The 22,723-nt window shown below is 72.1% G+C and carries 18 protein-coding genes; 9 read left to right on the top strand and 9 right to left on the bottom strand.

Annotation, left to right across the window (positions count from 1 at the left end; genetic code table 11):
* Positions 1 to 19: 19 nt before the first annotated feature.
* From CAP_RS31250 to CAP_RS52745, 4 genes are all read right to left on the bottom strand, one after another.
* Positions 20 to 1,408, bottom strand: coding sequence for a sodium:solute symporter family protein (locus CAP_RS31250; RefSeq protein ID WP_044247503.1), 1,389 nt, complete (start codon positions 1,406 to 1,408; stop codon positions 20 to 22).
* A 91-nt stretch (positions 1,409 to 1,499) separates the two neighbouring features.
* Positions 1,500 to 2,627 carry a hypothetical protein gene (locus tag CAP_RS45915; protein WP_052376378.1) on the bottom strand — a complete coding sequence of 376 codons (1,128 nt, stop codon included), beginning with the start codon at positions 2,625 to 2,627 and terminating at the stop codon, positions 1,500 to 1,502.
* A gap of 9 nt (positions 2,628 to 2,636) precedes the next feature.
* The gene (locus CAP_RS31240) at positions 2,637 to 4,097 is read right to left on the bottom strand and encodes an FAD-binding protein (RefSeq protein WP_044247501.1); all 1,461 of its coding nucleotides are present in this window, start codon (positions 4,095 to 4,097) and stop codon (positions 2,637 to 2,639) included.
* Between the two features lie 94 nt (positions 4,098 to 4,191).
* Entirely contained in the window at positions 4,192 to 5,091 is a 900-nt protein-coding gene (locus CAP_RS52745; RefSeq protein WP_044247500.1) for a patatin-like phospholipase family protein, read from the bottom strand.
* Between the two features lie 163 nt (positions 5,092 to 5,254).
* Here CAP_RS52745 and CAP_RS52740 point away from each other — a divergent pair, with 163 nt between their 5' ends.
* The 5 genes from CAP_RS52740 to CAP_RS31210 all read left to right on the top strand — a co-directional run bounded on the left by CAP_RS52740 (position 5,255) and on the right by CAP_RS31210 (position 10,203).
* Positions 5,255 to 5,578 (top strand): hypothetical protein, encoded by a 324-nt coding sequence (locus tag CAP_RS52740; RefSeq protein WP_197041437.1) that lies wholly within the window; start codon positions 5,255 to 5,257, stop codon positions 5,576 to 5,578.
* A 186-nt stretch (positions 5,579 to 5,764) separates the two neighbouring features.
* A complete protein-coding gene (locus CAP_RS31225; protein ID WP_044247492.1) occupies positions 5,765 to 6,295 on the top strand; it encodes a hypothetical protein in 531 nt (176 codons plus the stop codon).
* A gap of 69 nt (positions 6,296 to 6,364) precedes the next feature.
* Positions 6,365 to 7,414 carry an NAD(P)H-dependent glycerol-3-phosphate dehydrogenase gene (locus CAP_RS31220; protein WP_044247490.1) on the top strand — a complete coding sequence of 350 codons (1,050 nt, stop codon included), beginning with the start codon at positions 6,365 to 6,367 and terminating at the stop codon, positions 7,412 to 7,414.
* 10 nt (positions 7,415 to 7,424) lie between these two features.
* Positions 7,425 to 9,083: an FGGY-family carbohydrate kinase gene (locus tag CAP_RS31215; RefSeq protein ID WP_063748782.1), complete on the top strand. Its 1,659-nt coding sequence runs from the start codon at positions 7,425 to 7,427 to the stop codon at positions 9,081 to 9,083.
* A gap of 25 nt (positions 9,084 to 9,108) precedes the next feature.
* Positions 9,109 to 10,203, top strand: a complete 1,095-nt coding sequence (locus tag CAP_RS31210) for a glycoside hydrolase family protein (protein WP_156041309.1) — start codon at positions 9,109 to 9,111, stop codon at positions 10,201 to 10,203.
* A 76-nt stretch (positions 10,204 to 10,279) separates the two neighbouring features.
* On the opposite strand, the gene CAP_RS31205 is transcribed toward CAP_RS31210, so the two are convergent.
* On the bottom strand, positions 10,280 to 10,882 hold the full coding sequence (locus CAP_RS31205) for a DUF924 family protein (protein ID WP_044247488.1): 603 nt from the start codon (positions 10,880 to 10,882) through the stop codon (positions 10,280 to 10,282).
* A 153-nt stretch (positions 10,883 to 11,035) separates the two neighbouring features.
* Between CAP_RS31205 and CAP_RS31200 the strand changes: the two genes are divergently transcribed.
* A complete protein-coding gene (locus CAP_RS31200) occupies positions 11,036 to 13,138 on the top strand; it encodes a hypothetical protein (RefSeq protein WP_231511783.1) in 2,103 nt (700 codons plus the stop codon).
* A 22-nt stretch (positions 13,139 to 13,160) separates the two neighbouring features.
* Here the strand turns inward: CAP_RS31200 and CAP_RS31195 are convergent, their stop codons facing one another.
* Positions 13,161 to 14,228, bottom strand: coding sequence for a hypothetical protein (locus CAP_RS31195; RefSeq protein ID WP_197041436.1), 1,068 nt, complete (start codon positions 14,226 to 14,228; stop codon positions 13,161 to 13,163).
* 158 nt (positions 14,229 to 14,386) lie between these two features.
* Between CAP_RS31195 and CAP_RS31190 the strand changes: the two genes are divergently transcribed.
* Genes CAP_RS31190 through CAP_RS31180 form a run of 3 tightly spaced genes read left to right on the top strand, consistent with a single transcriptional unit; the run spans position 14,387 to position 18,953 of the window.
* A complete protein-coding gene (locus tag CAP_RS31190) occupies positions 14,387 to 16,231 on the top strand; it encodes a putative glycosyltransferase family protein (RefSeq protein ID WP_044247487.1) in 1,845 nt (614 codons plus the stop codon).
* On the top strand, positions 16,228 to 17,172 hold the full coding sequence (locus CAP_RS31185; protein WP_231511782.1) for a hypothetical protein: 945 nt from the start codon (positions 16,228 to 16,230) through the stop codon (positions 17,170 to 17,172). The genes CAP_RS31190 and CAP_RS31185 overlap by 4 nt, the downstream gene beginning before the upstream one ends.
* Positions 17,169 to 18,953: an ArnT family glycosyltransferase gene (locus CAP_RS31180; protein ID WP_044247484.1), complete on the top strand. Its 1,785-nt coding sequence runs from the start codon at positions 17,169 to 17,171 to the stop codon at positions 18,951 to 18,953. Before CAP_RS31185 ends, CAP_RS31180 begins: the two co-directional genes overlap by 4 nt.
* 15 nt (positions 18,954 to 18,968) lie before the next feature.
* On the opposite strand, the gene CAP_RS31175 is transcribed toward CAP_RS31180, so the two are convergent.
* From CAP_RS31175 to CAP_RS31165, 3 genes are all read right to left on the bottom strand, one after another.
* Positions 18,969 to 20,168: a hypothetical protein gene (locus tag CAP_RS31175; protein WP_156041307.1), complete on the bottom strand. Its 1,200-nt coding sequence runs from the start codon at positions 20,166 to 20,168 to the stop codon at positions 18,969 to 18,971.
* 55 nt (positions 20,169 to 20,223) lie between these two features.
* Positions 20,224 to 20,997 (bottom strand): FxLYD domain-containing protein, encoded by a 774-nt coding sequence (locus CAP_RS31170; RefSeq protein ID WP_044247481.1) that lies wholly within the window; start codon positions 20,995 to 20,997, stop codon positions 20,224 to 20,226.
* A 641-nt stretch (positions 20,998 to 21,638) separates the two neighbouring features.
* Positions 21,639 to 22,688, bottom strand: coding sequence for a tetratricopeptide repeat protein (locus CAP_RS31165; protein WP_044247545.1), 1,050 nt, complete (start codon positions 22,686 to 22,688; stop codon positions 21,639 to 21,641).
* Between the last annotated feature and the right edge of the window lie 35 nt (positions 22,689 to 22,723).

Below are 22,723 nucleotides of genomic sequence, written 5' to 3'. Positions count from 1 at the left end.
CCGGGGCGCGCCGCGAGGCTCACGCCGCGCGCGGCCGCGTCAGGAGCCACGGGATGAGCACCAGCGTGGAAGCGGCGATTCCCACGAACACGTCCTGCAGCCAGGGGGACCGGATGCCCAGCGCGGCCGGGAGCAGCTTGCCACCCAGCGCACCGACGAGGCCCGCGAGGACCGACGCGAGCGCGGCCGAGGCGGGGACCTCCAGCCTGGTGAGGCCCACGCAGATGGTCGGCAGGAGCGCCGCGCCGAGCAGGGCCCCCGAGAGCGTCGCGAGTTCGACCACGCCACCCAGGGGCCAGAACGACATCAGGAGCACCACGGTGGATACCGCGAGGAGCAGCACCCTGGCGCGCGTCGCGCTGGGCGCGGTGCGCGCGAGCGGCGCCGCGACGTGCTTTTCCAGGCACGAGGCGACGACGAGGAGCGCCGAGTCGAGAGAGGACATGGACGCCGCGAAGATGGCGATGAAGAAGAGGACGCCGAAACCCGCTCCGAGGAGGTGGTGCTCGAAGACCAGGGTCGGCACGAGCGCGTCGACCTCGGAGGGGGCAGGGGTGAGGCCGCGCGCGAGGTAGCCCACGGGAAAGAGGCACCCGAGGACGAGGAGCAGCGACAGCGGCGCCAGCCAGCGGAAGCGCCGCGCGGCCTGGCCATCCCCGAAGGCGAAGAAGACGAGGACCTGCTTGGGGTCGACGAGGAGCTTGACGGAGCCGCTCAGGCCAATGGCGAGCAGCGCGCCGAGCGGCATGGGGCGCAGGGGAGGCGGGGGGCCGGCCGCAGGATCGGGAGAGGCGACGAGCACCGCCACGAAGAGCGCGATCGCGCCGCCGACGAGCACCACGCTCTGGATGACGTCGGTGAACACGTCGGCCCACAGGCCTCCGAGCACGCAGTACGCGACGGTGATCACGTAGATGAGGCCGAGCGCGGTGGGGTAGCCGAGGCCGAGGCCCGCGGCGGCGACGAGCGCGGTGCTGCGCACCACGGCGAGGATGTAGATCAGCGTGGCGGCCACCACCACCCAGTGCACGAGCACCGCGAGGGGGCGGGAGCCGAAGCGGCGCTCGAAGAAGTCGGGCAGGGTGGTGGTGCCGTGCTCGCGCGCGAAGTCGGCGAAGCGCGGGGCGAACACGTGGAACGACAGGGCGCACGCGGCGACCAGGAACGCGCCGACCAGGCAGAACGCGGGGCCCACCTCGTAGCTCTTCGCGGCGTGCCCCACGAAGGAGTTCGCGCTGACGAAGTTGGCCATGAAGGACACCGCGAGCATCCAGGCGGGGATGCTGCCCCCGCCGGTGATGTAGTCGCGGAAGCTCTTCATGCGCCGGGCCGCGAGGGCTCCGACGCCGAGGAGTGCGAGGAAGTAAGCGCCGAGGGCGAGCCCGGTGGCGATGCGCGTTCCGGTCACGGTGGTGCGTACCGTAGATCAGGGACCGCGTGGTTCCCTACGATCCCGAGAGCCGCTCCCCTGATTTCCTCGGCGGGGTGACCCGAAGCGCTCACCGCAGGGCGTCACGCAGCTCCCGCTCGAGGTCGGCGAGATCCTCCTCGACCTTCGTGGCCTTCGCCTCTGCCTTGCGGGCGCCCTGCTCGGCCTTCTCCGCGAGGCGGGCGGTCCGCTCGGCCTCCTTGCGGGCGCGCGCCGCGGCCCTCTCGGCCTCAGTCTGCGCGCGCCGCGCCTCGGCGGCGTCACCTTCGGCGGCCTTCACGCGCCGGCGCAGGGCTGCGATCTGCCGGGTCTCCTCGACCTGCTGGTGCTTGCGCGCCTTCGCTTCCGCGGTCTGCTGCTTGCGCCGCTGCTCGGCCTCGCGGCGCTTCCGTTGCTGCTCGACCTCCTTCTCGCTACGCGTCTTGTCGGCCTCGGCCTTCCTGCGCGCCCGCGCCTGCGCCGCCTCTTCCTTGGTCTGGGCCTCATCGGCTTCGGCGCGTGCCCGCGCTTTCGCCTCGGCGCGCTCCCGGTCTTCCTCCGCATGCTGCTCTCGACGGGCCTTGGCCTCGGCGAGCTTGCGCGCGGTGGCCTTCTGCTGCTCGACCTGCTTCTTGCGAAGCTCCCGATCCCGGTCACCCGCGCGGCGTGGGCGCGTCGGCAGCGCCGCCTCCAGCCCCATCAGCACCGACAGACCAGGCGGATCCACGTCCGTGAGCAGCCGTCCCCCCGCCAGGAGATCACGCCCGTTCGGACTGTCGGCGAGCGCCTGCAGGGTGCGGCGGAGGCGATCCTCCACCGCCGCGCTCACGGAAACCTTGGCCTCCCGCATCAGCTCTGCCGCGAGGTGCGTCGCGTCCGTGACCGCCTTGTTGCGGGCGTCCAGGGCTGCGCGCAGATCCTCCACGTGCTCACCCTTGAGGGCGGAGAGCTGGGCGGCGCGCGCCTCGTCCCCGGCTTCGAGCAGCGCCTCAAGATCGTCGTGGCGCTGCCGGTGAAGGAGGTTCACGCCGAAGGCGGTGGGGCCGGGCCGCTTGAGGCCCTTGACCTTGGTCGCCTCCGTCTTGTGGCCTTCCCCGCGCAAGCGCGCTCCCAGCGCGTTGCGGGCGGCGGTGAACGCCACCGGCGAGAGGGCGTAGAGGGCGTCGATCTCTGCGTCGAGATCCTGCGTGCCACTTCCTCGCTTGCGGGCTCGCTTCATCCGGCACCTCTACGTGAAAATCTTCTGCCCGGGGGTGAGTACGTGCAGCGGATCGAAGAGGAGCTTCGCGAGCGAGAACTGCGGGAAGAGGGGATGGATCTGCGCCTCCCAGTCCGCGGGGCTCATGGGCACCGAGTCGATGGGGTAGCGCTTGCCGCCAATGGCGCGGGCTTCCTCATAGATCTGTCGGTTCTGGGCGATGAGATCCGTGACGTGCTCCGGGGTTGCCGGGATCGCGGTGCGGAGGAGCGAGAAGATGAAGACGTGCGGTGTGTCCGGCACCCGCGCGAACGGCGCGCCGAGGAGCGCACGCTTGAACGGATAGAACACGATCGGGCCCTGGCCCGTGTCGTCCAGGGTCGTGGCGTCGAGCACGGCTTGCATGAACGCTGGCGCCTCGGGCCCGGGCAGGAACAGGTTCAGCCACGGATGGGGGAGCTGCCACACCCCGATCTGCTCCAGGAAGGCGATGGTCGGCGCGAGCCGGTTGGCGAAGTCGAAGTAGCTCTGGTCGACGGTGGCGCTCGTGCCAGGATCGAAGCGAAGGCCTGCGAGCTTGGCGGTGTTGTTCGGGGGGCTCCCCGGGTTGAAATACGAGGCGGCCTCCAGCGCGTAGATCCAGCCGCCGCTCCCATCTGCCGAGGCGGAGCCTTCGACGTAATCGAAGCGGCCATCCTCGATGAGCAGCTCCTGATCGGCGGTGAGAGCCGCGAGGTCGGTGTAGGTCGCGCTGTAGACCCGGACCCGTGGCTTGACGGGGACCAGGCGGACCCGCGCCCGGACGATGATCCCGAACTGGCCGAGGCCGGCGCGCACCGCGTTCCAGAGGAGAGGGTTTTGCCAGGGGGAGCAGGTGACGAGCGCGCCGCTTCCGGTGACCACCTGGAGTTCGAGGATGTTGTCCACCTGGAGCCCGTGGCGGAAGGCCTGACCGCCAACGCCGCCGACCGAGAGCGTGCCGCCGACGCTGAGCTCGATGTAGTCGGTGAGCGTCGGCGGGCTCTTGCCGCGGGGCAAGGTCGCTTCGAGCAGGTCGATCCACCTGACCCCCGCGTCGACCAGGGCGTCGTTCCCGTTGATCTCGTGGATGGTCGCGAGCGCCGACATGTCGATCACCACCCCGGCGGCGACCTGCGCCTGCCCGGCAGTGCTGTGGCTCTCGCCCACGCCGCGCGCCGCGGCGACCTGGATCCCGTGGAGGCGGGCGAAGGTGACGAGCTTGACGATGTCCTTCATGGACCCGGGCACGAGGACGGCGAGCGGGGTGCGGTGGACGATGTGGCCGTAGTCGTCGGCCGCGGCGGCCAGCACTGCGGGGTTCATCAAGAGCTGGCCATCGAGCTGCGGGATGGCCACGACGTTCGCGCTTCCCGGGCCGCTGGCCCAGCTCTCGCGACCGCGATCGAACCCGACCACCGCGATGGCCAGGGAGCCTTGCAGAAATCTTCGGCGGGCGACGGTCGTGGTCATGGTGCCTCCTGACGTGATCGGCGCGGGACGGGCGCCTCCGTCTGGAGGGCCTCACGCGCACGATCGAACGAGCGTACCGGATCCATGAGGTCCGTCAGCGCCGAACCAGGGTTCGTAGCCAGGTCCGTGCGGCTTCTCGCCCGGCCTCGATGGTCGCGAGGATGTCTTCCCGCCGGGTGCTGAGACGACCCGCGGGCAGCGGGCCCGGAGGACGGATGACCGCCATCTCGCCCCTGCGTTCGAGATCCTCGATGAGCTCCAGCGCGTTGTTCGAGGCCTTCCAGCGTGTCGAGAGGGTGCGGCCGATCTCCGGGTGGCTTGGGTAAGTCCGGCCCATGGCGTAGGTGAGGGCTGGCTGGTTCGTGCGGCGGTAGCCGCGCGGGCGGGTGAGCACCGCCACGGTGAGATCACGCTTCAGCGAGAGGGCGTGGTGCGCGGGGATGGCGTCGGCGACGCCGCCGTCGATGTAGGGGATCCCGCCGACCGGCACGACCCTGCCGTAAGCGATGGGGATGGCCATGGTGGCCTGGAGCAATCCGAGCGTGTTCTCCGGGGTCGCGCGCACGTACTCGGCGCGTCCGGTGTGGCAGTTGGTGACCACGATCCAGAGCGCCGCGTGCGCGTCGCGGAGGCGCCCCGCGTCGAGAGGTACGACCCGCGCAAAGACCCCGACGAGGCGCTCGATGTCCATGAGGGGTGAGGCGCGCAGCCAGTTGAGGGGCGAGATGAGCTGGGTGCCATGGGTGTAGTCCTCCCAGATGCGCAGACCGTCGTCGATCTGCCCCGCCACCATGTACGCCGCGGTGGGGGCGCCCGAGGACACCGCCACCACGTCGTCGAAGCGCGGTCCGCCGGGCCGCGACAGCTCCGCCAGCGCGCCCGCACTGAAGGCGCCCCGGAGGCCGCCACCTTCCACGAAGAGCGTGGCGGTGCGGAGCGCGGGCGTGGTCGCCGTGTGGGGCGAAGATGGCGGAGGTGGCGAGGGCTGCGTCATGAGCGCCTCGTAGCAGGGCCCGCACGCGCTCGATACCTGCGCATGCCGTCGTGATGCTGCCGAAAGCGGGCAGAGGCGTACGGGGACGGAGGGAGATTGCCTCGACGAATTCAGGGTTCGCCTGCCTCGCACACCTGCATCCTGGCGGTAAACTGGGCGTGGAATGAGCGACGAACGACACGGCGGAGTGACGGTCACGAGGGTCGCGCGTTGCCTGGTGGTGGTGCTGGCAGCGCTGGGGACCGCGGCGGCATGGGGCTGCGAGCCCGCGCCCCGCGGTCCGGTGATCGGACTCGACGGCGGCGTCATCATCCCCGACTCGGGTCCCATCGACAGCGGGACAGACCCGTTCGACAGCGGACAGGATGGCAGTGACCCGTTCGACAGCGGGACAGACCCGTTCGACAGTGGAAGCACGTTCGACAGCGGCGGTGACCCCTTCGACTCGGGCTTCTTCCAGGCCCCGAACGAGCCCCAGCCCGCGTGAGCCCAGGGCGCCGTGCACGTCTCTACGCACGGCATCTCTGTCAGCCTCTCCGGCGAGATCCCTTCACATCATCGCTTGCTGGCGCCTGCGGAGGCATGAAGCGGTGCCTCGGAGCGGTCACATTCCTGGCGTGCCTGCTGCATAGTGACGACGCTGGTGGGGGCCTCCGCCTCCCGTCCTGCGCCCATGCCCCCCACGCACCCGACCTCCACCGCGACGCTGCGCTCCTGCATCCCCTTCTTGCTCCTGCTCTCGGCAGCGTGCGGCAACGTCGAGGCGGACGCGATGGGAGCCGGGGATTTCGAGCCAGCCGACCCCGGAGCGTTCGAGGTGGGGAGCGGAGAGGATGACTTCGAGCCCGTGCAGCCCGGGGCTCCCCTCGCCATCATCGGGGGTCGACAGGGGGGCTACCACATCTGGATCAGCGTCCGCTGCGGCTCGTGCGGGCCGGAGATGGTGCTGACCTACGGCGTCGAGGACCTGGACACGGGCGAAGCGCTGACCCCTCAGGGCGGGATCCAGAGCTTCGAGGTCCTCGACGAGGTGAACGGCTGGCGCCTGGCCGCTGGCCTCACGGCTTTCCTGAACACCACCGACGCACACGCCCACGTCGGGCACCGCGTCAGGCTCTGGGCCACCGGGTTCATGGATGATGGATCACCGCTCGAGGCCGAGGTCGAGGCCGTCATCTCCGGTGTGGACTACGTGGATCCGTAGGCACGTCTCCGCGCCGTCGCGCGGTGGGGCCCTGATTTGGGGCACGCAGTGCGCTACCCTCCCGCCGCCATGGCCACCATCACCGTTCTCGGCGCGGGCATGATGGGCAGCGCGCTCTGCGTGCCGCTCGTCGACCGTGGTCACGACGTCCGCCTCGTGGGGACCCACCTCGACACCGCGATCATCGACAGCCTCAAGGAGAGGCATGTCCACCCCACGCTGCGGCTCGAGCTGCCCGCCGCCATCCGGCCCTACGCGGCGGAGGAGCTGCCTGCGGCGATGGAGGGGGCGGAGCTCGTGGTGTTCGGGGTGAGTTCGGCGGGCATCGGCTGGGCGACCGAGACCATCGCGCCCTTCGCGCGGCCAGAGGTGCCGATCGTGATGATCACGAAGGGCCTCTGGCTCCACGAGGGGCGCCTCGCCGTGCTGCCCGACGCGGTCCAGCGAGGGCTGCCCGAGGCGGTGCGGAGGGCGGTGGTGCCTGCGGCCATCGCCGGGCCCTGCATCGCCGGGGAGCTGGCGCGGCGCGTGCCGACTTGCGTGGTGGTCACGGGGCGCGACGCGGCCACGCTGGCGCGGCTCACCGAGGTGCTGCGCGGACCTTACTACCACGTGTTCCCCTGCGCCGACGTGGTGGGCGCCGAGGTGTGCGCCGCGCTGAAGAATGCCTACGCCATGGGAGTCGCCTTCGGCGCGGGGCTCCACGAGAAGGCCGGCGGCGCCCCCGGGAGCGTGGCCATGCACAACTGGGAGTCGGCGGTCTTCGCTCAGGCCATCCGGGAGATGATGCGCATCGTGGCGCTCCTCGGCGGCGATCCGCTGACCGTGACCGGGCTGCCGGGAGTCGGGGATCTCGACGTGACCATGAACGGCGGGCGCACGGGGCGCTTCGGGCGATGGCTCGGCCTCGGCCTCGGGGTCGCGGCGTCGATCGAGCGGATGGAGGGCGCCACCCTCGAGTGCCTGGAGATCCTCGCGGTGATGCGCAAGGGCCTGGCGGTCTACGAGGCGCGCGGGGAGCTGCAGCCCGGGGAGCTGCCGCTCCTCCGACAGATGATGGCGGTGGCGCTGGACGGGGCGCCTCTCGAGATGCCGTTCGAGCGGTTCTTCGCAGGATAGGAGGCGCGTCATGGTGGACCGGGGGATGGGGGGCAGCGCGCTGGACAGCGCTCCGGGCAGCTCGTTGAGCAGCGCGCAGCGCGACGACGCGGTCGTCCTCGGGATCGACTGCAGCACCACGGCCTGCAAGGTCATCGCCTGGGATGCCGCGGGGCGGGCCGTGAGCACGGGCCGGGCGCCGATCGCGCTCATGAACCCGGGGCCCGATGCCTGGGAGCAGGACGCGGAGGCCTGGTGGGAGGCGACCACCGCGGCCACGCGCGAAGCCGTCGCGGGCCTCGGCGCTGACGGATCGCTGCGGGTGAGGGCACTGGGGATCACCCACCAGCGGGAGACCTTCGTGGTCACCGACGAGCACGGCGTACCCTTGCATGCCGCGCTGGTGTGGATGGACGCCCGCTGCAGGCCAGAGGTGGCCGAGGCGGTGCGGGTCCTCGGCGAGGCGCGGCTGCACGCGGTGAGCGGCAAGCCTCCGTGCACGACGCCGTCGCTCTACAAGCTCCTGTTCCTGCTCGGTCGCGGCGCGCCGTCGCTCCGCGCGCGCTCTCCGCGCGTGCTCGACGTCCATGCGCTGCTCTCGTGGCGCCTCACGGGCCGGGTCGCGACCTCCCGGGCGAGCGCGGATCCGCTGGGGTTGATGGACATGGAGGCCGGCGCGTTTTCGCCGGAGCTGCTGGCGCTCGCAGGGCTCGTGCGCGACCAGCTCCCGGCGCTGTGCGCGCCCGGAGACGTCATCGCCGGTCTCAGCGCGGATGCCGCCGCGAGGCTCGGGCTCCCCGAGGGTGTGCCGGTGGTGGCAGGCGCCGGCGATGGCCAGGCTGCTGCCCTCGGGGCCGGACTCCGCGGGCCCGGCGCGGCATACCTCAACCTGGGCACGGCCATCGTGTCCGGGGTGGTGTCGCCCGCCTACCGCATCGATCGCGCCTTCCGCACCATGTACGCGGCGACGCCGGGCGCTTACCTCCTGGAGACCGATCTCAAGGGAGGCACGTTCACGCTCTCCTGGCTGGTGGAGCGGCTCCTCGGGCGCGCGGCAGGCGATGCGGAGGCGGTGCTCGGGGGCCTGGAGCGCGAGGCGCGAGGGTTGCCACCCGGGGCCGATGGGCTCCTGCTCGTCCCGTACTGGAACGGCGTGATGAACCCCTACTGGGACGATGGCGCGACCGGCATCACCCTCGGGTGGCACGGCGGCCACGCTCCGGCGCACCTCTACCGCGCGATCCTGGAGGGGATTGCGCTGGAGCAGCGGCTCCACACGGAAGCTGTGGAGGCCGCGTCGGGGGCCATCGACGAGCTGCTGGTGATGGGCGGTGGATCGCGGAGCGATCTGTGGTGCCAGATCCTCGCCGACGTCACTGGCAAGCCGGTGGTGAGGGCGGGCGCGAGCGAGGCGAGCGCGCTGGGCGCAGGGATCCTGGCAGCGTGGGCAGCCGGGCTCTTTCCGGACCTCGGGGCGGCGGTCGACGCGATGACCTCGCGAGGCGCCACGTTCACCCCGGGCCCGCAGCAGGCAATCTACGACCGGCTCTACCGCGAGGTCTTCGCGGGGGTGTACCCGGCGCTCGCTGGCGCGCTGGGGCGCCTCGCCGCGCTCCGGGTGGAGGCGCGGGCCACGAGGATGGCCGCCGATCCCGCAGCCAGTGCCGCCTCACCGCGGACGCCTTCCTGAGCCGCGGTCAGGGTATCCTTCCACCGTGAAGTCACCTCGGATCGCCGTCTGCTCCTTCGTCGTGGCGCTCGCCGGCTGTGCGACGCTGCCCTCCACGAGCCCGGGTGATGACGCGCTGCCGAATGCCGCGGCCGGCCCGTTCCGCGCCATCGCCCAGGAAGAGCTCGGGGCCACGCGCGTCGCTCCCTTCACCATCAACGACGACACGAGCTTCACCCGCGACCCGTCGGTGGTCGACGCCGACGGAGATCCCGGCACGGCGGTCGCGAGCGGCTACTTCTCCGCCACCCGGGTGCCCGAAGGAGAGACGGCCGATCCCGCAGCGCCGCCGAATGCCGTGGTCCACCACCAGGCAGAGGACGGGCGGTCCTTCGGACGTCGCGCCACGGTGGTGCTGGAGCCGGAGGCTGCGTGGGAGGGAGATTCCGTGGGGGCCCCCTCGGCGCTGCGCGTCGAGGGGGAGGTATGGCTCTACTACGCCGCCGCGGGCGGGATCGGGCTCGCGCGCAGCAGCGATGGCCTCGCCTTCACGCGCGAGGAGGGCCCCGTCCTCGTCGCTGCGCCGGGGGGCTGGGAGCAGGGGGTGGTCCCCGCCGCGCCGGGGGTCGTGCGCCTCCCCGAGGGATCGTTCCGGATGTTCTACGAGGTGGCGCTGCCCTCGGGCATGGCCATCGGTGAGGCCCGATCGGCGGACGGCATCCAGTGGGAGCGCCTCGGGAACGCTCCCGCCCTCGCGCCTTCCCCGCCTGCCGAAGAAGGGGAGGAGTCGCCGTACGACGATGCCGGGGTGGGAGCACCGGCGCCCGCGCTCGCCATCTCCGCGACGGGGAGGCCAATCCTCCGCGTCTATCACGCCGCGACGAGCCGCGCCGGGCGGGCCACCATCGGGCTCGCCGCGCGTTTCCTCGACGGTGCCGGAAATGACGCGCCGCTCTCTCGCGCCATCGCCCCGGTCTTCGGAGGCAGCGCCAGCGTCCTCGCCTCGGCCCCGTGGGTCACCACCCACGCCGGCCTCTCGCTGCTCTTCGCGAACCAGCGCGTGGACGAAGACCCCGCCTATCCTGCGGTCGCGGTCGGCGTGGCTCCTGCCGACGGAGCGCTGCCCCCGCCTGCACCTTGAGCCACCTCCTCGCGAACGGTGCTCCGCAGGTCGAGGCGCGCCCGCGCCGCGCGTCTGCCGCGCGTCTGCCGCGTGTCTAGGGAACTGCGCCTTCCGCTTGCAAGAATTCCAGCTCCTCGGCGGTGAAGGTGCGCCCGAGGCTGGTGTTCCGGTGCGGGAAGCGCCCGAAGCGCGCGATGATCGCGCGGTGGTGCTCGGCGAACCCGAGGCTCTGACGTACGGCCTCCTGCACGGGGCCCGTGGTCTCGTGCGCGAGGCGGGTGAACGCCTCCACGCACCGCTCCTGGCAGTCGAGATCCTCGGCGTGCATCAGGGGCATGTACAGGAACCAGCGCTCAATCGGCCCTAGCGCGTCCTCGAAGCCGCGCGCCATCGCCACCCGCGTCGCTTCCAGGGCGCGCGCGTCGAGCTTGAACGCGCCGCGGGTACCCCGGAAGACGTTGCGCGGGATCTGGTCGTGCAAGATCACGTAGGCGAGGGATCCCCGTGGCGTCGCGCGCCAGGACTCGAGCGCGCCCCGTTCTCCGTGTGCCAGCAGCGCACCGAAGCGCTCGCGCACCTCCGCATCGAAGGCGGGATCGGTCGCGAACCACCGCCTGGAGTTGGCCAGCGGATCGCCACCAGGGTCGCCGAGCCAGAACTGGAGCAAGGGCTCGAAGGAAGGGGCTTCCGTGCTCATTCGTCGGGAGCGTACCACGGTGCCTCTTCACCTTCCGCCCGCGTCGCGGAACCTTGCGCCCGCGTCGCGGAACCTTGCGCCCGCGTCGCGGAACCTTGCGCCCGCGCCGCGGAACCTTGCGCCCGCGCCGTGGAGACGGCAACGATGCGCGCGATGCGCCAGTTGCGTGCCTTTCAAGGTCTCCTCACCCGCGGGTGCTCCACCCTCGTGGCCCTCTCCACCCTCACCGCTGCGGCTTGCACGCCCACCTCGCCGCCCGAGGTGCCCCCCGCGCCAGATCCGCCGCCCGACACGGCAGTGAGCGCTCCGGCGCCGGGGCCCGCCACCGCGGAGGCGCCGCTGAACGCGGTCCCGCGGCTCCCCTTCAACGAGATCGCTCAGGAACTTGATCTGCCGCTCTTCTGGGTCTCGGACAGCGCCTCGCCGGGGAAGGTGGAGCCCTCCCAGGTGGTCGGCCTGTGGACGCGCGGCGCTCCTCCGCAGTGGGTGGAGGGGGGTCGCTTCACCCAGCGGTTCCGCGACGCCTACACCGCCATCGCGCGGGTGCACGAGAAGGGGCTGGACCGCGCCGGCCTCCCGGATGCCGAGCGGCGACGTCGCGAGGCCGTGGAGCAGGAACTCGCGCAGGGGCGCCCCTCGCTCGTGCGCACCGACCTGCGCCAGGCATCTGCAGAGGACCAGGCGCTCGTGCGGCAGGTGCTCACGGCAGCCGCGACGATCGAGCGCATTTACCTGAAGCAGCGCGGCGCGGCGGGACTCGCCGCGGACCTGGCCGGTGTCGATCCGGCGAGCCGCACGCTGTTCTTTCGCAACCAGGGCCCCTGGTGCGCGCAGCCGCGCACCGAGCAGAACCCGGACTGCAGCGCCCTGCCTTCGCGGCCCCCGCGCATCGCCGGGATGTACCCGGCATCGCTGCAGCAAGGCGGCAAGTTCTGCGAGGCGCTGGAGAAGCGGCCCGACCAGGCGACGCTCCTCAGCCCCTTCACGGTGGTGACCGAGGCCCCCGGAGGCGGCAACAAGCTACAGGCCGTACCCTACACCGAGGCCTACCGCGAAGAGATGACCGCCGTGAGCGGCGCGCTCAAGGCGGCGGCCGCGGCGATCCAGAGCCCGTCCGAGGCCGCGCTCAAAGCCTACCTCCTGGCGGCGGCGCAGGCGTTCCTCGACAACCGCTGGGAGCTCGCCGACGAGGCCTGGTCCCGCATGAACGCCGAGAACTCGCGCTGGTATCTGCGCATCGGCCCGGACGAGACGTACGCCGACCCTTGCTCGCGCAAGGCGGGGTTCCACGTGAGCTTTGCCCGCATCAACCAGGCATCGCTCGAGTGGCAGCGCAAGCTCGACCCGCGCAAGGCCGAGATGGAGGAGGCGCTCGCCAAGCTCGCCGGAGCGCCCTACAAGGCGCGCAAGGTGTCGTTCCACCTGCCGGACTTCATCGACATCGTGATCAACGCGGGCGACTCGCGCTCGCCCTCCGGCGCGACGGTGGGGCAGAGCCTGCCCAACTGGGGCAAGGTGGCCAACGAAGGGCGAGGGCGGACAGTGGCGATGACCAACCTCTTCGAGGACGAGGACAGCCTCGACGCGACCCGCGCCACGGTGGAGTCCCTCATCTGCCGCGACGCCGTGCGGTTCCTGACGGTCCAGCCCGGGATGCAGACCATGAGCACGGTGCTGCACGAGGCGGCGCACAACCTCGGCCCCTCCCACGAGTACCGCGCCAACGGCAAGACGGACGACGAGTCCTTCGGCGGGCCTCTCGCCGCCACCCTGGAGGAGCTGAAGGCGCAGACCTCGGCGCTCTATTTCGCGAGCTGGCTCAAGGACCGGAGCGTCATCGACCAGACCACGGCGGAGCGGGCGCTGGCCGGGGACGTGCTCTGGGCTTTCGGGCAGATCTCCCAGGGCATGACCACCTCCGACGGCAAGGCCAAGCCCTACCCGCAGCTCGCCGCGATCCAGGCCGGGAGGCTCCTGGAGAAGGGCGTGCTCACCTGGCGCGCCGAGGAGGCCGCCGCCAACGGCAAGGACAAGGGCTGCTTCACCATGGACATGGCCAAGTTCCCCGGCGCGGTCGAGCAGCTCGCCCGCGAGGTGCTCGGCATCAAGGCCCGCGGCGACAAGGCGGCAGCCCTGAAGCTGAAGGAGGCCTACGTCGACCGCGATGGCCCCTGGAAGACCCTGCGCGCGGTCATCCAGGAGCGAGCCCTGCGCAGCCCGAAGGGGACCCTGGTCTACTCCGTGGAGCTGCCCTGATCCGTGGAGCTGCCCTGATCGCCTACGACCGCTCGTCCTGGGCCCGCAGCACGTGCTGCGCGGCCACCGGGATGAGCGGCCGCACCAGCAGGTAGAAGCCGGGGATCCCCCCGAGCACCCGCGCGATGGCCACGCCCGACAGCTCCCACGGCGACCGCTCGAAGCGCGCGGCAGGCGAGAACACCTGCTGCGTCCACTTCCGCAGCATCTGACCGTAGAGCCGCGGCAACCCCCACTGGAACAGCAGCACCGAGCTGGTCAACCAGTCCCACCCCCGCACGAACCACGGCGCCGGGGCCGTGCCCTCTTCTCTCCAGGCATAGGCGCTCTTGGCAGCGACGAGCACCGCCAGCCAGTAGACACCCCACACCGCGGAGGCGATGGCATAGAGCGTGCGGCCCACGCCGGGCACGACGAGGAGCAACGACAGCGCCGGCACGCCGGCCAGGAAAACCATCCACCCCCGCAGGTAGCGTTTCCCGCGGGTCCACATCCAGGGGATGTCCACGCTCACGTGCGGGGTGAGGGGAGGGTCCTCTGGCATCGCGCCGGTCAGGAGCGCTGCATCGCGGGCGATGGCGTCGTGGTACTGCCGCGAGAGCGCGATGACCGCCCACTCGACGGCGCACAGGGTGGCGTAGAGCGACGACCAGAAGGCGAGCCCCTGATCGAGGGTGACCTTGGCGCTCTGCCGGATCACGTCGCCGCTCGAAGAAATCTGGATCCTCGTCTCCCCCAGGAGCCCGAGCAGCTTCGTGACGTGGCCCCAGCTCACGCCGAGGGCGACGCTGATCCCGAGCACGAGCGCCGCCTGCGTGAAGCACACCCGCCGGTACCTGCGGCCGGCTTCGGGGTGGGCGAGGAGCGCGCTCGCCACGGCCAGCGGGAGGCCAGCTCCGTACGCCAGGCGGGCCACGGGTGAGGGGTCCAGGGGCGGAGCGAGGCGCGCCGCGTACACCGTCTCGACCGCCTCCCGGGCGTGGGCGGAAGCCACCTTGAAGAACCCGGACGACGTGCGCGTGCCAGGGGGTCCCGCGTCGGGCGGCGAAGAGCCAGGGGTCGTCGAGGGGTTAGGGGCCGGAGCAGTCACAGGGGTAGGTTACCTCAGGCCACCAGATGTGAAGGTTTTCACGTGGCGCCCGGGCGGGCCGTGGGCCGCGGATCGCGTGCTCCCCCTCGAGCGCGCGGCGACCAGCCAAGAGCGCGGACAGCCGCAAGCGTGAGGGGCAGTGGTATGGTCCGCGCCCCGTGACCGAGGGCTCCACCGAAGCAGACCGCGTTCGCCGCCGCCGCCTCGTCCTGCAGCACGCGGCCCAGCTCACCGCGCTGCTCGTCCTCTTCGCGGCGGTCTTTCTGGTCATGGCCCCCTGGCTGCGCGCCTGGAGCACGTTCGGGTTCCACGACTGGGACGTGCAGACCTCCCACCGCGAGCTGGTGCGGCGCGGGCTCCTCCAGCACGGCGAGCTTCCCTGGTGGAACCCGTTCGCGTGCGGGGGCTTCCCGGCGTGGGGCTACGTGGAGGGCGCGACCCTCCTCGTCTCCCCCTGGCTGCCGCTCTACCTCACCTTGCCCATGAGCGTCGCGCTCCGGCTGGAGACGCTGGGCATGGCGCTGATCGGCGCTCTCGGCGCCTACGTGCTCGCCGGCAGGTTCACGCGGAGCTACGCCGCCCGGGCCCTCGTCATCGCGCTCTGGGCCGTGAACGGCCGCTTCGGCCTGCAGACCGCCGCGGGCCACACCTGGCACCTCGCCTACGCCTGGATGCCCTGGTGCCTCGCCTTCTACGAAGGTGCCCGGAGCGCCTACCCCTCCAGCGGATACCCGCGACACCCGCGACGCGCGCGCGATCTCGCCCTCGGCGCCGGCGCGCTCGCGATGCTGGTCTACAGCGGCGGCATCTACCCGCTGCCGCACACGGCGCTCCTGCTCGGCCTCTACGCGACCGGGCTCGCCGTCTCCGAGCGCTCGACGCGCCCGCTGGTCACCCTGGCCGTGATGGGCGCCGCGGGCATCGGGCTCTCCGCGCCCAAGCTCTTGCCGCTCCTCGATGGGTTCGGCAAGGCCCCGCGGCTCATCGAGTCGACCGAGACCATGGATCTCGGCGCCTTCGTGCAGATGCTCATCTCCCCGCAACAGGGCTTCTCCGACCGCCCGGCGCGGGTCTCGCCATACGGCTGGCACGAGTGGGGGATGTACCTCGGCGGGGCTGGGCTCCTCGTCCTCGCCGTCGGCGTCGCCCTCCGCGCCGGGCCGCGGGAGCGGGTGCTCAAGGCCGCAGGGTTGCTCTTCGTCCTGCTCGGCTTCGGCGCCTTCCACCCGCTCGCGCCGTGGACCCTGCTCCACCGCTTCTTGCCCGTGTTCCGCTCCCAGCACGTGCCGTCGCGCTTCCTTTACCCGGCGGCGCTGATCCTCGGCGTGGTGGCCGCCTCCGCGCTCGGCCGCATCCTCATGCGCCACGCGCTGCGGCGCCCCTGGCTCGACCTCGTGGCGGCGCTCGCCGTCCTCGCCCTGGCCCTGGACATCGCCCGCGTCGCCCAGCTCCCCATGCGCAGCGCGATGTGGATGGTCCTCCCCGACCGCATCCGCGAGGGCCAGCCCTTCAGCTTCTCGCAGGAGCCCCCGTACCAGTACAAGCGGCGCGACTGGGCGGGCCCCTTGTACCCGGCGATGCTCGGCAACACCGGGGTGATCAACTGCTACGGCACCCCCCCCTTCGGCCGCAAAGGCGCCCGCGCCACCAGCGACCCGGCCTACCGCGGCGAGGTGTTCGTGGAGGGCAGGGGAGAGGCGAAGATCGTGGGGTGGACCTTCAACACCGCGACGGTGGAGGTGACGGGTGCTCGGGCCGGAGACCTGCTGGTGTACAACATGAACTACGACGAAGGCTGGCACTCCGAGGACGGGCGGGTGGTGAACCACGACGCCTCCGTGGCGCTCGTGCTGCCGGAGGGCGCCGCGCGGGTGAGGCTTCGCTACACGCCCCCTGGCCTCGGCGCGGGGCTCATCCTCTGCGCCGTGACGGTGCTCGGCCTCCTCGCGTTCGGGCGCCGCGAAGCGCGCCTCCGCGGCAGGGCAGGGGAGGCCGCCGCGTGAGCCGGACGCGCTGGATGCGCTGGGGGCGCTGGGCGCGCTGGGGGTTCACGCTCATCCCCGTGCTCGGCCTCGCCGAGCTGGGGGGCCACGTCTACGCCAGCCACCGCGCCCCCCGCTTCGACGACTGGGCTGCCGTGCGCGCCCCCGTCGAGGCCCTGAAGCAGCCCGGAGACCTGGTGGTCGTCGCCCCTCCCTGGGCCGACCCGCTGGCGCGCCGCGCGCTCGGCGATGCGCTCATGCCGCTCCGCGACGCGGCGAGGCCGGACGAGAGCCGTTACCCCGCAGCCGTCGAGATCTCCATCCTCGGCCAGCACGCCGACGAACTCGCGGGCTTTCGCGAGGTCGCCCGCCAGGAGCGCGGCAAGTTCCTCGTCCGGCGCCTCGAAAACCCGGCCGCGACCCGGGTGGCCTTCGACTTCGTCGAGGGCCTCCGCCCGGCGCGCGTCGACGTCCGCGGCACCGAGCCGCCCTTGACCTGCCCCTGGAACCCGAGCGCCCGCGTGGTGGCTGGAGGCCTCGGCGGGCACCCCACCTTCCCCGCCGCGCGCTTCGAGTGCCCCGGCGGCGTCTTCTTCAACGTGGGCGTCACGGTGATCCCCGACCAGCACTTCCGACCCCGGCGCTGCATCTGGTCGCACCCCTTCGCGCGCGGCGAGATCATCACCCGCTTCCACGGCGTGCCGCTCGGCCAGGTGATCCGCGGCCACTCCGGCATGTCCTGGTTCGTCGAGCGCGAACGCAAGGGCGCCCCGGTGACCCTCACGGTCCGGGTGAACGGCGACGAGATCGGCCGCGCCACCCACCGCGACGGCGATGGCTGGGCCGCGTTCGAGATGCCCCTCGGCGCCCACGCCGGCGCCACCGAAGCCCAGGTGGAGTTCGCCGTCAGCGCGCGCGACTACCAGCACCGTCACTTCTGCTTCGAGGCGGACTCCCGATGACCCAGCCGCCGCGCTCACCCTGGGTGGACCGAGCCATCGCCGCCGCGCTCGCGCTCGGGTTCGTGGCCCTCCTCCTCGGCACCGCGGGAGACCTCGGCTACGCGCGCGACGAAGGGTTCTACTTCAACGCCGCCGACCGGTACGCCGCCTGGTTCCAGCTCCTCGCCTCGGACCCGCGCGCCGCCGTCGCCCCGCGCGCCGTGGACGCCGCGTGGTCCGTGAACCACGAGCACCCGGCCTTCATCAAGTCGCTCTTCGCGCTCTCCAGCCACTACCTCCACAAGAAGCTCGGCCTCTTCGCCATGCCGGGCACGAGCTACCGCTTCCCGGCCATGGTGCTGTCCGGGCTCGGCGTCGCGCTGGTCTACCTCTGGGGCGCGGCAGCGCGGGGTCGCGTCGCGGGGCTCGTCGCGGCGGCGCTCTTCGCCATGATGCCGCGGTACTTCTACCAGGCGCACCTCGCCTGCTTCGACGCCCCCGTCGTCACCGTGTGGATGCTGTGCGCCTACTGCTACTGGCGCTCGCTCCGCGACGGCGGGACGCTCTGGCCCCTGCTCTGCGGGCTGACCTTCGGCATCGCGCTGAACACCAAGCACAACTCCTGGTTCCTGCCCATCGTCTGCGGTGCCCACGCCGCCGCCCTCGAGCTCCGCGCCCTCATCACCCGCGAGGACCATGAGGAGCCACGCCGCCGCGCGCTCGCCGCCCTCGGCGCGATGGCGCTGATCGGCCCTCCCGTGCTGATCGCGACCTGGCCGTGGATCTGGCGCGACACCTTCGCGCGCCTGCGCGAGTACGCGCTGTTCCACCTCCAGCACGACTACTACAACATGGAGTTCCTCGGCGTGACCTACTGGACGCCGCCGATGCCGAGGACCTACGCGCCGGTGATGACCGCGGCCACCGTGCCCACCATCACCCTGGTCCTCGCGGCCCTCGGCCTCCTCTCCGCCGCCCGGACGCGGCTCGGGTTCCCGCTGGTCAGCCTCGCCGCGCGCCTCGGCCTCGGCGACAGCATCGCGTGGGTCCGGTCGCGCATCGCGCGCCCTCGCCGCCCCCCTGCAGATCCTGCCGCCACCGAGCTGCTCTGGTTCCTCGGCATCGCCGCCATCTATGCGGCCTGGCTCTCCCCGAAGACGCCCATCTTCGGCGGGACCAAGCACTGGATGACGGCCTACCCGTTCCTCGCCCTGTTCGCCGGCACGGCCTTCGCCGCCATCGCCCGGCGCGCCGCGATCGCTCTCCGTCGCGCCGGCCGCGACACCGTGCGCGCGCACCTCGGCCGGGGCCCTCTACCGGTTCTCCTCCTCGCCGCCGCCGTGATCGCGGCCCCCGTGGTGGAGACGCTCCACGCGCACCCCTTCGCGCTCTCGGCCTACACGCCCCTCGTGGGCGGCGCGCCCGGCGCGGCGACGCTCGGCTTGAACCGCACCTTCTGGGGCTACACCACCGGCTCCGTGGTCGACTACCTCAACGCCGAGGTGCCGCAGCGCGGGACGGTCTACATCCACGACACCCTCTGGCCTTCCTGGGAGATGCTGATCCGCGACGGCCGGCTCCGGAGGGACATCCGCGGCGTCGGCACCGTGGCGGGCGCCGACTTCGCGCTCTACCACCACGAGCAGCACATGCTCGACCAGGCCTACCAGGCCTGGGTCGCCCTCGGCACCACCCGCCCTGCCCACGTGGGCGGCCTCGACGGCGTGCCCGTGGTCCTCGTCTACCGCGCCACCCGCCTTCCGCCCGCCGCCCGCCCCACGCCAGACGGCCAGCCCCCCTGACGGACCCTCAGCCCTTCAGCGCGGGCGCGTTGCGGGCTTGCCCGGACCCACCTCGGATCCCGCCCCACCGTTCTTCGGCGCCCCCTTGCCCTCGTCCTTCTCCGACGCTCTCCGCGCCCCGCGTTGCGTGGGCGCCCTCGTGGCGGTGGTCGTCGCGTCCGTCTTGGCCTCCTCGGCCTCTGGCGCGCCATACCCAGGCGCGTGCGGGGCCTCCCCGCCCGTCACCACCGTCTCCTCCACGCTCTCGAACCCCGACTCGCCGTACGCGGGGGCGTCGACATCGCTCCCTGCGCGCTCGTCTTCCTTGCGCCTGCTCCCCTCGAACGACGGCAGCGCCGCGATCTCCCGCGCGAAGAGGCTCACGTGGTGGTCCGCGTGGAGCGCGTCCTGCTCCGAGAGCGGGGTCAGGGTCACCTTGAGCGTCCGCGCGTCCTCCAGCTCCCATGCGGCGCCGCACCCGCTCCGGAGCAGGGTCCTCGCGGCGGCCGCATCGAAGCGCCGCCGCAGCGTCGCGCGCTCCTCGGGCGCCACGGGGCTGCCGAGGTCCACCCGCCGGATCACCGTCGGCAGCGCCACCAGGCCCCCTTGCACGAACGCGCTCAGCTCGTCCTCGATCGCCTCTTCCAGCTCCAGGCGCGCGTCCGGATCGTCCTCGTCCAGCGCGAAGGACGCCGCGCGCGCGGCCGCATCGAACGCCATGAGCGCGCCGCCCACGTCGTCCGCAGCCCTCGCCAGCGCCTCGCGGAGCGACGCCTCCGGGGCCCGCTTGCTCACCGTGGCGGCCACGTAACCCAGCGTGTCGAGGCGGACCTGCACCGGCGACAGGCCCGAGCGCTCTGTCGTGGCAGCCGGCATCGCCGCCGCCTCGGCCTGGGCTGCCGCGCTGGCGCGCACGGCCTCCTCCAGCGCCTTCCGCAGCGCCTCTGCCGCTTCCTGACGCAGCGTCGGCCCGTCGACGAAGATGTCTTCCACGTGCTCGGAGTCCCGGAGCGTCTGGCCGATGCGCTCCCCGAGCGCCCCGGTTCCTTCCGCCAGCGCGGCGCGTCCTCCCGTGCGCGCCAGCCGGAACAGCGCCGCGACGTCCTCCACCATCACCAGGTGAAGCTCGCGCAGCAGCGCTGCCGCGCCCCCCTTGACCACCGCGATCCGGGCCCGCGCCCTCAGCGCATCGACCACACGCGACGCCAGGTGTCGTGAGAACTCTTGCTCGCTCACAGAGCGAGCAGCTTACACGGTTTGGGAGAGGTGGCCACGGCGGCGGTGGCCCGGATCACTCGCTGTAGCCGACGGCGATCACCTGCCAGCGGTCGGGCGTCTCGGCGACGTCGAAGATCTTCGCTTCGAAGCGCGCCGAGGTGGCCGTCGCCAGGTTGTTGCCGGCGACTGGCGCCTGGGTCGCGCCCACGATCTTGCCGGCCTTGTCGTAGAGCGACACGATCACCATCACGTTCTTGGCGAGGAACGACGACTGGTTCGTGACCTTGCCCGAGATGTCGTGCGCGCTGTACGCCTGCTTCTTCGGCGTGAACTTCACGTCGGTGATGTCGAGCTTCGCCACCTCGCCCGTGAGGAAGGCGCGCTGCGGCGTGATCTCGACCTTCTCGCTCTTCCAGGTCTTGTTGCCGGTGACCATGAAGGTGCAGGGCACCTTCTCGCCGGGGCTGAGCGCGCGGACCACGCTCATGCAGGTGCCGCTCTCGACCGCGGTGTTGGAGGCGTCGTAGAGCGTCACCTTGGCCATCGGGAAGCCGATGTTCGCCGTGCCGGTGTTGTGGATCTCGCCGACGAAGTAGCGGCTCCCACCCAGGCTGCCCTTGAAGCTCCGGAGGTCGCGCAGCTCGGCCTTCAGGCTGCCGTCCGACGGCGCCCCGATGCCGGGATCACCCAGGCTCTTCATCTCGGGGGAGTTCAGGATCTCCTCGGCGGCACTCTTCGCCTTGAAGAACAGCACCACCGACACGATGATCCCGATGAGGACGATGCCGCCGCAGCCGAGGCCGACGATGAGCCCCACCGGGGGCCCCTTCTTCTGCGGCTGACCCATGGGCGGCCCACCGAAGCCCTGCTGGGGCGGTCCACCGAAGCCCCCGGGCGGGCCCCCGAAGCCTCCCGGAGGCGGCCCGTAGCCTCCCCCTTGCGGTCCGCCGGGCGGCCCACCGAAGCCCCCGGGCGGGGGACCGTAGCCACCTGGATCCCCGGGCGGCCCACCGCCGGGAGGTCCACCGAATCCACCGGGCGGCCCACCGCCGGGAGGTCCACCGAATCCACCGGGCGGCCCAGGCGGCCCAGGCGGTCCACCAAATCCCCCGGGAGGTCCAGGCGGCCCAGGCGGTCCACCGAACGCACCGCCGGGAGGTCCAGGCGGTCCAGGCGGCCCAGGCGGACCTCCGAACGCCCCACCGGGCGGCGGTCCAGGCGGTCCAGGCGGACCTCCGAACGCCCCACCCGGAGGCGCTTCACCAGGAGGACCACCAAAGCCACCAGGCGGGCCGCCACCCGGCGGGCCACCAAAGCCACCAGGCGGACCGCCGCCAAACGCGCCGCCGCCAGGCGGAGAATTCATGCTCATGGGCACGCAGTATCGGTACAACGACCACGCGAGATCAACGGCATCGTGAGAAATCCTCGACGCACGTCGTTCTCATCCACCGGCGTCGACGCTGCGGCGCCGCGGAGATGCGTGGCTCACAGGTGCTTGCGCGCGATCTCTGCCCAGGTCCCGGTCGGTTCGAGCTCCAGGTACTTGCGCCAGCAGGGCCGCGCCTTCGCGGACTCGCCGACCTGCTCGTAGGCCATGGCCAGGTTGTAGTAGGCGTCGGCGAAGCGCGGATCGCTCTCGATGGCGCCCTTGAAGAACGCGATCGCCTCCGGCGCCTGGCCCCGATCGAGCATCACGTAGCCGAGGTTGTACTGCGCCTCCGGCTGCTCCGGATCCATCTGCAGCGCCTTCCGGTACAGCACCTCGGCCTGCGCCTCGTCCCCGCGGCGGAAGCAGATGTTGCCGAGGTTCGTCGTGGCGATCGCCAGCCACGGATCGATCTCCAGGGCGCGCCGGTAGAGCGCCTCGGCGTCGTCCATGGTCTCCGGGTCCTCATCGAGCTGGCTGGCGCGCATGTACAGGTCGTAAGCCGTGCGCGACCTGTCCTTCTCCACCCGGGGGCGCAGCACGCGCACCACGTCGTCGCGCAGCTCGTTCACCTCGAAGTCGAGGACCATCTGGCCCGTCAGCGGCTCGAACGACCCCGCCGCGCTCCGCACCACCACGGCCTGTCCGTCGGACACGATGCGCAGCTCGTTGAGCGGCCGCGTCACCCGGGGCAGCGCCGTCACGATGTTCTCGATGGCGCGCGCCACGTCGCGCAGCCGCACCCGGCGCCCCAGCAGATCCCGCGCCGCGCGCAGCGCGATCAGATCCGAGAACGTGTACGCCCGGCGGCCCTTCCGCCGCCCGCTCGGCGCCACGATCCCCGCGCGGTCGAGGGTGCGCAGCCGCCCGGCCGACACCCCGAGCAGCTTCGCGACCTCGCTCGTCGTGAACAGGTCCGAGAGCGGCTCCTTGCTCGACGGCGGCTCCGGCGCCTCCGGCCCTCCTGACCCTGCTGCCCCTGCCTGTCCTCCCTGCGGGCGCCGCGGCCGCGGCGGGTGAGGCGCTGCCACGCGCCCGCCACCCGGCCCGAACACGACATGGATCACCTTGTCGGAAGTGCCGGACTTGGGTCGTTCCTTGTTGCTCATCACGCGCGACCGGTCCCGGGGGACCGGGAACTTTC

Source organism: Chondromyces apiculatus DSM 436 (assembly GCF_000601485.1).
GTDB lineage: Bacteria > Myxococcota_A > Polyangia > Polyangiales > Polyangiaceae > Chondromyces > Chondromyces apiculatus.
Note: the sequence above shows the minus strand (reverse complement) of the source record. Positions and strands in the feature narration are given on the sequence as shown.